Consider the following 13782-nt stretch of genomic DNA (forward strand, 5'->3'; position numbering starts at 1 on the left):
TTAGGGCTTTTTTGCGTTTCAGCTTTTTTTGAGGAAGATACAAGCAAAAAATACTCTACAAGCTTCTAAGATTTAGGAAACCTAGCCGCGGGCTGTAGCGTCGATGGTCCTGTTATGTCATGCAGACCCGACTGACATCGTTTAGGCAGGTGACCGCTGAAAAGGAAACAAATCTCTGCGGATAGGATAGCACAGAAGTCCAACCTTCATTTCCTTTGAAAGGTCTTCCTGAATGTTTTAATGTCAAGATCCACTCTATTGGGCTTGTGTAATGAGGAATCCTTCCATAAGGAATAGGGAAATGATTGAAGATTATCTTCTGAGGTGGAGATGATGTTGGTTTAAACCCAAATCTCAAACTGTTTGAAATGCTACTTAAAGTGCTTGAGATGATTTTTTCCCATCTTGAAAAGTAAAGCTAGGGTGGGTAGTGTAGTTATGGAATCTTTTCGAAGATGTTGTAATGGCCATATCATAGACTCAGAATGGGACCCTAAAGTGATTGGAGCAAGGAGGAAGGATTTAAGCTGATACTGCGTCCCAATTTGGAATCATAGCTTCAACACCAGCTAGCGTGTTTACGGTCCCTGTTAAGCTACCTTAACAGTAGAAAACCGATGGGTTTGAGCTTGGGAAAAAGAAAAAATCCACAAGGCAATACGCTCATATCCATCCTTAGAATTCCCTAAAGGAATTAAGCATGGGATATAAATTCCAAAGAAACTGACGATTCTAATATTAAGCTTTAAACAAAGCTAAGAACAACTCCTGATAATGGTGCACGCAAAAAAAAAGCGTCTGATCTCTCAAACGCTTTTTCGGTGATTGGTAAACTTTAGATTTTAGCTTCCGCACATTTCGCAACCTTCTGGATCATCTAATGAGCAGGCAATAGCATCTTGTTTTTGTGATTTTACTTCTACGAGTTCCTGTTGTGCCTTTTGTACTTTCGGTTCAAAGCCAGTTTTGTCCAGCGTGAATTTAATAGCCGCTGTAGCTGCTTGAGATCTCAAGTAGTACATTCCGGTTTTCAACCCTTTTTTCCAAGCATAGAAATGCATAGAGGTTAATTTCCCGAAGTTTGGATCCTGCATAAACACGTTCATGCTTTGGGACTGACAGATATAGGCCCCGCGGTCGGCAGACATATCAATGATTATCTTCTGAGAAATCTCCCAAACAGTCTTGTAAATGTCTTTGATATGCTGAGGGATACCAGGTACATTTTGTACTGAACCATTGGTTGAAATCAATCTATTTCTCATCGTATCATCCCACAAACCAAGAGCAATCAGATCTTTCATCAAATGCTTATTCACAATGATGAACTCACCTGATAACGTTCTTCTGGTGTAGATGTTTGAGGTATATGGTTCAAAACACTCATTGTTGCCCAAGATCTGAGAAGTAGAGGCAGTAGGCATAGGGGCCATCAAAAGGGAATTTCTCATCCCGTATTTCTTGATCTTCTCTTTTACTTCAGCCCAGTTCCATCTTCCTGATTTTGGTGTTACTCCCCATAGGTCAAACTGTAGTTCTCCTTTTGAAGCAGGAGAACCTTCGTATGTCTCATAAGTCCCTTGTACTTTGGCTAATTCCATGGAAGTTTCCACAGCAGCAAAGTACATGGTTTCGAAAATATCCTCATTCAGACCTTTAGCTTCCGGGGAATCAAAAGGCATACGCAGCATAATGAATGCATCTGCGAGTCCCTGAATTCCCAGGCCGATTGGGCGGTGTCGGAAGTTTGATCTTCTAGCTTCTTCGACCGGATAGTAATTTACATCAATTACCTTGTTCAGGTTTTTAGTAGCTACCTTGGTGATTTCATATAGTTTCTGATGGTCAAAGAATAGCTTGCCATCAGGACCTTTTGTTACAAATTTCGGGAGGGCTATAGAAGCCAGGTTACATACAGCCACTTCGTCTGGAGCTGTGTATTCGATGATCTCAGTACAAAGGTTGGAAGACTTAATTGTACCCAAATTTTTCTGGTTTGACTTACCATTTGCAGCATCCTTATAAAGCATGTATGGAGTACCAGTTTCAATCTGCGATTCCAGTACTTCAAACCACAGCTCTTGTGCCTTGATTGTCTCACGTGCTTTTCCTTCCCTCTCGTATTTTTCATATAGCCTTTCGAACTCTTCGCCGTGGCATTCCGAAAGCCCAGGAGCTTCGTGCGGGCAGAATAGTGACCATTCTAAGTTTTGCTCCACACGCTTCATGAATAAATCTGGAATCCAGAGTGCGTAAAACAGATCCCTAGCTCTCATTTCTTCTTTCCCATGATTTCTTTTCAGCTCCAGGAAATCTTTGATATCTGCGTGCCAAGGCTCAAGGTAAATCGCAAAACTACCTTTTCTTTTTCCTCCGCCTTGATCTACATAACGGGCCGTCATGTCGAAGTTTCGAAGCATTGGTACGATCCCGTTAGAAACCCCGTTTGTGCCTTTGATGTAGGATCCTTTCGCTCTCACGTGGTGAATAGAAAGGCCAATGCCTCCTGCAGATTGAGAAATCTTGGCACATTGTTTCAATGTATCGTAGATCCCGTCGATACTATCGTCTTTCATGGTAAGCAGGAAGCAGGATGAAAGCTGAGGTTTAGGTGTCCCCGCATTGAAAAGGGTAGGCGTAGCATGAGTAAACCACTTCTCGGAAAGTAAGTTGTAGGTTTCAATCACTGACTCCATGTCTTCTTTGTGGATCCCGACAGCTACCCGCATCAGCATATGCTGAGGACGTTCTACTACTTTTCCATTCAATCGGATCAGGTAACTTCTCTCCAAAGTCTTGAATCCAAAATAATCATACCCAAAATCTCTTTTGTAATCGATTGCAGCGTCTAGTCTGGCTGCATTTTTTTTGATGATACCATATACCTCAGGATCCAGTAAAGCTGCATTTTCGTCAGTCTTTGGATTGACGTGGGTATATAGCCTTTTCATAGTATTTGAAAAAGACTGGCTAGTTGTCTTATGAAGATTGGATATGGCTATTCTCGCTGCCAAAATAGCATAATCCGGATGCTTTACGGTCAGAGAGGCACAGACTTCTGCTGCCAAATTATCCAGCTCTGTAGTGGATACTCCATCATACAGGCCATCAATTACCTTCTTGGCAACATCAATTGGCTGAATGAATTTTGGATCCAACTCATAGCAAAGGTTCTCAATTCTGGTTGTGATTTTGTCGAATCGTACTGATTCTCGCCTTCCGTCTCTTTTTAATACTAGCATTTCTTTGGGATTTTTAGATTGATGGAATAGTTTGGGTTAATTAGAAGTCTTCACCGATGGAGAACCTTGGTGAATCGTCAGACCCCTCATTAGTTTTCATTACGCCCGCTTTTTGGTAGTCACCAACTCTTTTTTCGAAGAAATTGGTTTTTCCCTGAAGCGAAATCATATCCATGAAATCAAAAGGATTTGTGCTGTTCCATATTTTTTCACATTCTAATTCGTCAAGCAGTCTATCTGCCACGAATTCAATATATTGGCACATCAAATCAGCATTCATACCGATAAGTCTTACAGGAAGTGCATCGGTTACAAATTCTTTTTCGATTTCTACCGCATCTCTGATAATCTCTCTTACTGTTTCTTTCGGGAGTTGGTTGTTCAGGTGCTTTGTGTATAGATGACAAGCAAAGTCACAGTGTAAACCTTCATCACGGGAGATTAATTCATTGGAGAAAGTAAGTCCAGGCATCAAACCTCTTTTCTTAAGCCAGAAAATGGAGCAAAATGAGCCGGAGAAGAAAATCCCTTCCACTGCTGCAAAGGCGATTAGTCTCTCTTGGAAGTTTCCGTTGTCAATCCATCTCAATGCCCAATCGGCCTTTTTCTTGACACAATCTATATGCTCGATAGCATTCAGGAGTTTGTCACGCTCCCCGGCGTCTTTAATGTAGGTATCAATAAGAAGGCTATAAGTTTCCGAGTGGATATTTTCCATGGCAATCTGGAAGCCATAGAAAAACTTAGCTTCAGTATATTGAACTTCAGAAACAAAATGCTCGGCCAGGTTTTCATTTACTATTCCATCGCTGGCCGCAAAAAATGCCAAAACATGAGAGATAAAATGCCGCTCGCCATCATTCAATGCTTTCCAATCCACCATATCCTGGCCTAAGTCAATCTCTTCGGCTGTCCAAAAGCTAGCTTCTGCTTTTTTGTAATACTGCCAAATGTCATTGTGCTGGATTGGGAATAAAACAAATCGCTTCTTGTTCTCTTCTAATATCGGTTCGTTCTGCATTGCTACTTGTATGTTTTAATCGAAATTTATTTTCCCGTCGCAAATTATTTTCTATGGTCAGGGGATAAGAAAGGCTGCCTTTTTAGAACAGCCTTTGAACAAATATGTGAATCAAAATTGGGAAATAAAACCAGTGAAGTGTCAGTTTAATATGTTTTTTGACTAAAATTCAAAAATTGTATAGTATTCATGTTATCAGTTGATTAGTGTCATATAAGTATATCTTTAGATTAATTGAATGAGCTGTTTTTAGGGGTTTGAAATAATTTGAAATAATTCCAAAAAAGATTTTCAACCAAAATTCAAGATTAAAATTGACTATAAGTCAAGTATTTGACATAAATAATTTTGCTTTTCAATATTTTGACGATCAACGGGTTGGATGGAAATCAATTTAAAATCTTCAAATCATTTCAGAATAAAATTGTCTTTTATGAGGGAATTATTAAGGTGATTTTCCTTCCAAAAGAGCGGTTTGCAAAGGTTCACTATTATGCGCAAATAATATTTCAGAAGCCTGTTTTTTTGTTTTGTATAACTTCCTTATATTTGCACTCCGATTTCAAAAGAATCAAGAATTATGTACGCAATTGTAAACATCGCAGGTAAGCAGTTCAAAGTAACACAAGATCAGTTCGTCTATGCTCCAAAGCTAGACTTAGAAACTGGCGCTTCCGTGGAATTCGACCAGGTACTATTAGCAGAAGCTGATGGATCTGTGTCTGTAGGCGCTCCCCTTTTGGCAGGAGCGAAGGTGTCTGGGAAGGTCCTGGATCATGTAAAAGGTGATAAAGTCATCGTCTTCAAAAAGAAGCGCCGTAAGGGCTACAAGAAGAAGAACGGTCATAGACAAGACTTCACCAAAGTATTGATAGAAAGTATTTCAATCTAAGTTTTCTCCTTCGGAAAACGATAAAAGAATAAAACCATGGCACATAAGAAAGGCGTCGGTAGTTCCAAAAATGGTAGAGATTCACAATCCAAGAGATTGGGTGTGAAGAAATTTGGTGGTGAAGTAGTAATCGCCGGAAATATCATTGTAAGACAAAGAGGTACCAAGCATCACCCGGGTGAGAATGTAGGACTTGGCAAAGATCATACCTTGTTTGCAACATCTAACGGTGTGGTAACCTTCAAAAAGAGATTTGATGGTAAATCATACGTAAGTGTGTTGCCGGCAGAAGCGTAATCAATACGCTAACAAGTTAAAAAGGGAGCTGTCTTGAATGACAGCTCCCTTTTTTTTATAAAAGTCACTCTTTAAATCCCAAAAGTTCAAACAGTGACTGTTTACTTTCAGGCTTCACCAGAATGATGCACACTTTTCGATCACCCATCTCCGACGGTCAAGTCTTGTTTCATGGATGGTTTTGATATGAACCTGATCTTATATTATAGACTTTTCTATTTCTCCCTCATTGCTTGTGTAAAGTAGTTGTACCACTCGAGAAAGGTGCTGATGACAGCATCCCAGTACTGGAAGATATGTGGTGCTAGTCTCTGGAGTTCAATTCCGTGTATTTTAAAATGAAGAGAAAATTTTCTGTGTTAGGAAGTTTGATCTGGAAGTGGATAGCGTAATATTCCAGCAATAGGTGCTTCGCCTGGCATATCATCAGGATCTAGGATATAAACGCTGCCTTTTGATCGGATTACACAAGCGGCTGCTTCATCTATCAGGCAATGGTCATCTTCTGATTGTGTTTCATGTATTTCTATACTATGCTTATCTGCGTTGTATTTACCCCATAGATGCTTGTGGTCTTTGGCAACAAATAATGTATCAACGGCATCTATAAAAGCCGCCTTCAGCAGCCTTTTAGTTTCATTATCGAAGGCTAGCCCTTCAGTTTTTTGAACCTCATAGGATTTCAAAAGGTTGTTTCTTTCATTGGAAAAATGAGATGCTGCCAATTCCCATGATTTTTGATGCAACAAGTCTAGGTCTTTTGTGGTGAATGATCCAGGAATATATCCATCCATCAAATCTTTATATTTACTGGCTTCTCTAAATAACGGGATCAAATAGTCCACGCCAGCCATGTATAGGGGGAGGGGATTCTTAGTTAAAATTGGCTCGAGCATATTGGTCATTCTGTGGAAGTAATTAAGGATGGTTTTCTTTTTTTCTTCATCAGATCCTTCGCCATGGCCATGAAACATTGCCCCGGCAGAACCTACTCCTCCTTGGCCTTGAAGATATTGCTGATTTTCAAAGTATTCTTCCTCAGCGGTAAATGAGACAGCTACTTCCTCTGGATCAAGGATAACTTCTTGGATTACATTCCTTGTAGCTTCGTACAGACGGATTCTTTCCAGATTAAGCACTAGCAGATAATAGTGCCCATTGTCTGTGGTTGCCGGGATTAGAGGGAGTAAAAAAGGTTTAGTTCCAATGAAATATGAGCTATCTCCTAAAAGGATGGGGGCTTGAATGAGCTCTATTTGTCCATCTGCCAGAAAGATCGCTATCATATCGGAATTATATTTCCAGAATTCCGCATCCTTTAGAAGGGCGGAAGCCGGCATGAGTAGCTTATCTATCTGGTTTACGGTGAGCTGGTACTTTTCCTCGAGCTCCTTCTCTACCTCAGCGAGTTTATTTTTCAAATGGATTTTATCTTGTTTATATCCATCAGTACTTTGTCTGGAGGTTGGAATAAACATTGAAATATAGGGTAAGGAGGATTTTTGTGAAAGATCCACAAACTTTTTGCGATCAAAAATTTCCATGGCTATAGTCTTAGGTTGAACTTATCCCATTTTATCAGATAAAATGGTACACTATTTTCCCACAAACAAGAAGCCACGTGGCTTTATTACCTATAAATCATCTAAGACATGAACTACACAGAAAATTATAGAGGAATTAAATTAGATGTGCAATCACCTCATATGGAGGTTAGCGAGCCGGTGCAACTGGAGCTTAGATCCTGCATAGACAAGCTTACAAGATTTGCGGACGATATCAATGAAGTGGCTGTGTATATCAATAAAGAAGGTCATGGAGCTGCTATAGTCACTAATTTGGGGATGCGAGTTGGAATCCCAGGGCCGGATATTTATGCTGATGAAGATGGAGACAATTGGATAGGAATGCTGAAATCTGTCACGGATAAAAATATCAGGCAGCTTCAAAAACTGAAGTGATATAACAATACCTACTGCCTAAAATGGACGGTAGCTTATGATCTCCTGAATAAAATTTACCCCACTTTGTGGAAAAATAATCAAGATCACAACAATGCCGAAGACAGCTCCGAAAAAATGTGCATCATGATTTATTCCATCAGAATCCTTTCTAGCTTGGACAGCAGAATAAATCAAAAACATGATCCCAAGGGCAAATCCCGGTAAACAAAGAATACCAAATAAACAGATGTCCGAAAGTGGTAGGATAATGATACTGGCAAATACAGTTGCGGCGGTTCCTCCTGAAGCTCCTAATGCTCTATAGTAGCTATTGTCCTGGTTTTTTAGATAGGTTGGGATGTCAGAAATAATAATTCCCAAAAGATAGAATACCACATAGACTGCACCTCCTATAGTTACGCCGAACTTATATGCAAGAACCCGTTCCACCACTCCTCCAAAGAAGTAGAAGGTGAACATATTGAATAAAAGATGGATGTAATCTTTGTGGATGAATCCTGAAGTGATGAACCGCTCCCACTGGTTATTTCGCTTTATTTTATATGGAATGAACATGCATCGCTCCATAAAAGATGTAGTATTGATTCCGTAGAAACTGCTGATCGCAGTGATTATAATCAGGACAACTGTAATTGATAAGGGCATTTATTATTTTTCTCTGTGAATTAGGTCCTGGGTTATTTTCTTGAGTTCTAGGAAGTAGTCTTCGTCCTTAAAATGGATCGCTTCGTATTGCGCAAATCCTGCATCGAAGTAGGAATTCATTTTGGCTTCAGTGATCGCTTTTATACCTAGTTTTTCATATATCTTTCTCACAGCCTGTACCTTTTCTTCTTTGTCAAATTCACTCTGAGAAAGCCAATAGTTAAGTGCTTCGGCATCTTTGCCTTTGGCTAGCTCAAGTGCCTTTATTAGAAGGAAGGTTTTTTTATTGGAAATGATATCACCTCCTACTTGCTTGCCGAATTTTGTCTGATCCGCAAATACATCGAGTAAATCATCTTTGAGCTGGAAACCTACACCGATATTCACTCCGAAATCATAAAGTTTCTGTCCATCATCCTTTTCTGCGCCGGCAAGCAAAGCGCCTAATTGTAAGGCAAATCCCAAAAGTACCGCAGTCTTTAAGCGAATCATGGTAAGATATTCGTCTTCGTGAACAGCCTCCAGAGCCTCAAAATTCATGTCAAATTGCTGGCCTTCACAGACCTCAGAGGCTGTTTTGTTGAACAAGCGAAGAACGTCTCCAAGTTTTTCGGCATGGGTTGGCAACAGTAAATCATAGGCTTTTACAAGCATCACATCACCAGAAAGTATGGCTACATTTTTGTTCCATTTCACATGAACAGTTTTTTTTCCTCTTCTCAGAGGAGCGTCGTCCATGATATCATCATGCATTAAAGTGAAGTTGTGAAAGACTTCTACTGCTGCAGCCTGACTCAGTATTTCTTCTGGGTTTGGCTTATAAATCCCATAGGCCAATAAACTCAACAAAGGGCGGATTCTCTTTCCGTCCAAGCCCAAAATATAGGTAATCGGATTATAAAGTTCTTGGGGTGATTTTCCTAATTCTAATGCACTCGGGAGGTTCTGGATAAATGTCTCCAGCTTACCTAATAACTCGTGCGCGTGTTTTTTTCTTGTCATTATCAGCAAATTCCAAATCTATTGTTCTACGGTCAATATCGGTATTAACTACTCTGACCTTCACTTTGTCGCCCAAAGTGATCATTTTTTTCGTCTTCGAACCCACCAATCGCATGTTTTTCTGGTCGAAGTCGTAGTAATCGTCATCCATGTCCTGGACCCGTATCATGCCTTCGCACTTCGTTTCAGTGATCTCTACAAAAACTCCCCATTCAGTCACACCGGCTACTATTCCCTCATAGTCTTTGTCTTCTGCAAGAGACATGAATTCCACCTGCTTGTATTTGATAGAAGCTCTTTCTGCATCTGCAGCGCGTTTTTCACGCTCTGAGGAATGCACACATTTTTGCTCCCATGCTTCTGCGTCAGGAGATTTTCCTCCTTCAAGATAAAGCTCCAGCAATCTGTGAACCATCATGTCGGGGTATCGACGGATAGGGGAGGTGAAGTGGGAATAATGCGCAAACGCAAGTCCAAAGTGCCCTTTTGGCTCAGTGGTGTATTTGGCTTTGGCCATACTACGGATAGCGAGCTGCTCAAGCACATTCTGCTCAGGTTTACCCTGTATGTCTTCCATCAATTTATTCAGGGCAGTGGAAATATTTTTTTCATTTTCTATGTCAAAAGGATGACCAAATCGCTTGGCGAATCCTGAAAAAGTATCTAAACGATCCATATCAGGAGAATCGTGCGTACGATATACGAAGGTATCTTTTCCTTTGTTCTTATTGAAAATAAACTCTGCCACATATTTGTTTGCCAAAAGCATAAATTCTTCAATGAGCTTATGTATATCTTTTCGCTCCTTGATCATCAAGCCCAGTGGAGTTCCTTTCTCGTCCAATTTGAATTTTACTTCTACAGTTTCAAAGTTAACAGCTCCATGCTTGAATCTTCGTTGTCGGATTTTTTTTGCCATCTCATTGAGCAAAGTCAGTTCTTGAAAGAAATCGCCGGATTGCGTGTCGATGTTTTCCTGCGCCTCTTCGTAGGCATATCTTCTGTCAGAATGGATTACCGTTCTCCCTATCCAGTGTTTTTTGACATTTGCTTGGTCATCGATTTCGAATACACAAGCAAAGGTTAGCTTGTCCTCATTTGGGCGAAGGGAGCAAAGTCCATTGCTCAATCGCTCCGGCAGCATAGGAATCGTTCTATCTACCAAATAGACCGAAGTTGCTCGGTTATAAGCCTCTTTTTCCAAAGCGGTTTTTGGTTGTACATAGTGGGTCACATCAGCAATGTGAACTCCTATTTCATGGTTGCCATTTTCTAGCTTTCTATAGGAGATGGCATCGTCAAAATCTTTCGCGTCTGCTGGATCTATGGTGAATGTTAAAATATCTCTGAAGTCTTTTCGCTTCTTGACTTCTTTAGCGGTGATTTTCTCTGAGATCGCTTCCGCTTCCTTTTCCGGTTCCTCTGGATATTCGAATGGCAATCCGAATTCCGCCATGATGGAATGAATCTCTACTTCGTGCTCTCCGGCTTTTCCAAGAACACGTGTCACTTCACCCGTAGGGTTTTTGTCTCCATCCCTCCATTCAGTGAGCTTGACAACCACCTTTTCTCCATGTTCGGCACCATTCAGCCCGCCTCGGTGGACGAAGATATCTTTGTGCATTTTTTTGAAGTCTGGAACGACGAATGCAAAGCGCGGAGATATTTCTACACGTCCTACGAATTCATCACGGTTTCTTTCTACCACTTCCAGTACTTTGCCTTCCACACGTCCGGTTTTTCCTTTAAGAGGATAGACCATCACACGGACTTTATCTCCATCAAGCGCCTGCTTGAGATCTGCTTCTTTTACCAATATATCCCCATCTACCTTTTCTGGATCTAGAGGGACAATAAATGCGAAGCGTGGATTTACAAAATCCACTATACCATCGATGAACTCCGGATCTTGTGTGGATGAGTAATAATTTCTTGGATTTCGGGAAACTGAACCTGCTTCTACTAATTTGCTCAGTACCGGTTCTACTCCTCCTTTGGTAAGGGCATCGCGGATTTCCAATTTCTTGATAATCTGCTTGGAGTTGAATTCTTCTCCGTAATGCGCGTCTAAAAATTGAAGGATCCGACGGGCCAGGCTGGCAGCGTCTGTTTGTTTTCCTCCTTTATTTTTACTTCTGTTTTTTCTGTCTGATTTTCTTCCCATGATTTGGGTATTGATTAATGTTGTGGTAAAAAGATTTATGTCCCTGCGCCCATTAATCTTTGTGATCTTTTTTTGAATCTTCTAAATGGATGATTTCAATTTCTAAGTCATCCGACTGCGGATGCATAGCCATATATACTCGAGCTGTGACTTCCACATCCTTACGACAATATTTTTTGATTTTCTCTATGTCTTTTTCCAGATGAAAAGTAGTATTGACCTGACTTCCGTCAAGATCATCTTTTGAGGATGGAATTCCAAAAACTGAAGCCAAAAGCTCCAAGCGGGTGTAATGTTTAAAATCTCCAAACTTCCAAAGCTCCATCGTGTCGAGATGGTGAACTTCCCAAGGTTTTTTCCCTGAGATCTGTAAAGGCTCCGGCAAAGCTACTCCATTGATGAGCATTCTGCGACAGAGGTATGGAAAATCAAATTCCTTTCCATTATGAGCGCAAAGAATCCAATTTTTCTTTTCTAGTAAAGTCTTAAACTCCAAAAGAAGTTCCCGTTCATTTTCATCAGTATAGCATTTTGACCTGAATACCAGTTTTTTATCTTTCTTTTTCCACTGGAAATACCCTACACCTACACAGATTACCTGACCAAACTCCGAATGAATTCCTGCCCGCTCAAAATACAGTGATCCGGGTTCTTGACTGTTCTTTTCAGTCTGGATCAACCGTTCTTTTTTGAGCCATTCTTCTTGGATTCTCTCTGGCAGTTCTTCAAACTTCTCGGTCAACGAGGCCGTTTCTATATCCAGAAACAGGATGTCGTTCAATTGATCAAAAAAATCTGCCATATGCTAAATATTATGCGTGGAGAACTCCTTCTAGGCCGATTTCTGGAATAATCTTGATGAAGCCAGAATCAAAACTACCTGAAGTAAAGATAAACTTTTTATCAAAAATCTGATCCATAATATAGTAACTCACCCAAAACTCATTGTTCAAAACAAAAACCGAAGGATCAATTGCTTCGACTTTCGCAACGGATTGCTCGCCTAGCTCCTCAATGATATGGCGAAGGGTAGAAGTCTTCTTTATTTCCCCGTTTATTTCTCCGTAGCCTTTGGAAGTTATCATGACGTTCTTAAGCTCAATCAGATTTAAATTGATAAGATATACTGCCCACTCAGTTCCGGAGGCAGTATCTTCTTTTGCTATCGCAAGTTTTACTCCAGTCACAGGACTGAAATCAATATCTTTTTTCATAGGATTGTGATTTGTCTTTTAAAGGCCATATGGAATCTCGCATGGTAGATAATCATCCCAGTGTGTGATTCTTGAGTCATGCTCGATTTCATGTGTTTATATTATGATTTTTATAGGTCACATGGAATCTCGCCTATATCATCATCCCAGTGAGTGACTTTGGAGTCATGCTCGATTTCATGCTGTTTCTATATTCTCTATTTCAAATAATTCGGTTAAGTGTTGTTTTACCTTAGCTTTGACTTCTTGCATATCCACCGCTCTGCCTAGCTCAAGATGTAGGGAGGTCACAGCTTTGTCATCAATGCCACAGGGAATGATATGGCTAAAATAGCTTACATCAGTATTGACGTTGAAAGCAAATCCGTGCATGGTAACCCAACGGCTGGACTTTACGCCCATTGCGCAGATTTTTCTGGGATTTGTTTGCTCAATGTGATCAATCCACACACCTGTGAGACCATTAATTCTCCCGGCTTCCAGACCATAGTCAGCTAAAGTCCGAATAATCGCTTCTTCAAGAAATCTCAGGTATTTGTGAATATCGGTAAAGAAATTATCAAGATCCAATATGGGATAGCCAACAAGCTGTCCCGGGCCATGATAAGTAATATCACCGCCACGATTAATTTTGTAATAGAGGGCTTGATGGATTTTCAGACCATTTTCGTCCAACAATAAATTTTCTTCCTTACCACTTTTACCTAGGGTATAAACATGTGGATGCTCGACAAATAGGATGAAATTTTCTGTAGGAAATTGATCAAGTGCGTCCAAAGTCCTGTTTTTGATCTTTAAAGCTACCGTATCTGCAAACAGCCGTTCCTGATAATCCCATGCTTGCTGATAATCTAGCTGGCCCAAGTCTCGGAATTCTACTCTTTTATTAATAATTTCATTCATCGGCTAGTCCCTGAGGATTTACTTTTCAACTGAACCCCTCACGGGTTCGTTCATTGATTTTTCAAAATTAAACAAATATATAAGATGGCTGGATGCAACGAATCCGGAAAGCCCGCATAGCAACTGGGGGCTGTTTTTTTAGTGACAAAAGGGCAAGAATATGTCGAAACAATCTATGGTTATGGAGATGCTGGGATTGATTTAAAACTGAGATACTCTGGACTGTTAATTTTTGTTGAAGTTAAGTTTAGATCAGGTACTGGCCTTGGTTTTGCAGAGGAGTTTGTGGATTTTACTCAACGAAAAAACCTCATCAAAGCCACCGGTCATTACAGTTATGAAAAAGATTGGCATAATGGCATCCGCTTGTATAGAATAGGCGTTTATAGGGGGCGCACCGACAAAACCAATTTTCGGCATTTTGAAGATGCTTTTTAA

General features: G+C 40.4%; 13 protein-coding genes. 4 read left to right on the forward strand and 9 right to left on the reverse strand.

Annotated elements, in window-relative coordinates:
- Positions 1–842 precede the first annotated feature (842 nt).
- Both AS141_RS22550 and AS141_RS22555 read right to left on the reverse strand, forming a co-directional pair.
- A complete protein-coding gene (locus AS141_RS22550) occupies positions 843–3242 on the reverse strand; it encodes a ribonucleoside-diphosphate reductase subunit alpha (RefSeq protein ID WP_057939977.1) in 2400 nt (799 codons plus the stop codon).
- A gap of 40 nt (positions 3243–3282) precedes the next feature.
- A complete protein-coding gene (locus AS141_RS22555; protein WP_057939978.1) occupies positions 3283–4263 on the reverse strand; it encodes a ribonucleotide-diphosphate reductase subunit beta in 981 nt (326 codons plus the stop codon).
- Positions 4264–4843: 580 nt separating this feature from the next.
- Here AS141_RS22555 and rplU point away from each other — a divergent pair.
- Both rplU and rpmA read left to right on the forward strand, forming a co-directional pair.
- A complete protein-coding gene (gene rplU / locus AS141_RS22565) occupies positions 4844–5155 on the forward strand; it encodes a 50S ribosomal protein L21 (protein WP_057939980.1) in 312 nt (103 codons plus the stop codon).
- 36 nt (positions 5156–5191) lie between these two features.
- On the forward strand, positions 5192–5452 hold the full coding sequence (gene rpmA / locus AS141_RS22570; protein ID WP_057939981.1) for a 50S ribosomal protein L27: 261 nt from the start codon (positions 5192–5194) through the stop codon (positions 5450–5452).
- Positions 5453–5811: 359 nt separating this feature from the next.
- Here rpmA and AS141_RS22575 read toward each other — a convergent pair whose 3' ends face one another.
- A complete protein-coding gene (locus AS141_RS22575; RefSeq protein WP_057939982.1) occupies positions 5812–6996 on the reverse strand; it encodes a baeRF7 domain-containing protein in 1185 nt (394 codons plus the stop codon).
- A 108-nt stretch (positions 6997–7104) separates the two neighbouring features.
- On the opposite strand from AS141_RS22575, the gene AS141_RS22580 reads away from it, so the two are divergent.
- Entirely contained in the window at positions 7105–7413 is a 309-nt protein-coding gene (locus tag AS141_RS22580; protein ID WP_057939983.1) for an HPF/RaiA family ribosome-associated protein, read from the forward strand.
- Positions 7414–7431: 18 nt separating this feature from the next.
- Here AS141_RS22580 and AS141_RS22585 read toward each other — a convergent pair whose 3' ends face one another.
- The 6 genes from AS141_RS22585 to lipB form a co-directional block, all read right to left on the reverse strand.
- On the reverse strand, positions 7432–8061 hold the full coding sequence (locus AS141_RS22585) for a rhomboid family intramembrane serine protease (protein WP_057939984.1): 630 nt from the start codon (positions 8059–8061) through the stop codon (positions 7432–7434).
- A gap of 3 nt (positions 8062–8064) precedes the next feature.
- Complete coding sequence (locus tag AS141_RS22590) at positions 8065–9063, reverse strand: polyprenyl synthetase family protein (RefSeq protein ID WP_057939985.1); 999 nt, start codon at positions 9061–9063, stop codon at positions 8065–8067.
- Positions 9026–11227, reverse strand: a complete 2202-nt coding sequence (gene rnr / locus AS141_RS22595) for a ribonuclease R (protein ID WP_057939986.1) — start codon at positions 11225–11227, stop codon at positions 9026–9028. The genes AS141_RS22590 and rnr overlap by 38 nt, the downstream gene beginning before the upstream one ends.
- A 52-nt stretch (positions 11228–11279) precedes the next feature.
- Entirely contained in the window at positions 11280–12029 is a 750-nt protein-coding gene (locus tag AS141_RS22600) for a 3'-5' exonuclease (RefSeq protein ID WP_057939987.1), read from the reverse strand.
- 10 nt (positions 12030–12039) lie between these two features.
- Positions 12040–12441, reverse strand: a complete 402-nt coding sequence (locus tag AS141_RS22605) for a hypothetical protein (protein ID WP_057939988.1) — start codon at positions 12439–12441, stop codon at positions 12040–12042.
- 177 nt (positions 12442–12618) lie between these two features.
- Positions 12619–13344, reverse strand: a complete 726-nt coding sequence (gene lipB / locus AS141_RS22610) for a lipoyl(octanoyl) transferase LipB (RefSeq protein ID WP_057939989.1) — start codon at positions 13342–13344, stop codon at positions 12619–12621.
- Positions 13345–13485: 141 nt separating this feature from the next.
- On the opposite strand from lipB, the gene AS141_RS22615 reads away from it, so the two are divergent.
- On the forward strand, positions 13486–13782 hold the full coding sequence (locus AS141_RS22615) for a YraN family protein (protein WP_317043075.1): 297 nt from the start codon (positions 13486–13488) through the stop codon (positions 13780–13782).

The organism is Algoriphagus resistens (genome assembly GCF_001442615.1).
GTDB classification, from domain to species: Bacteria; Bacteroidota; Bacteroidia; order Cytophagales; family Cyclobacteriaceae; genus Algoriphagus; species Algoriphagus resistens.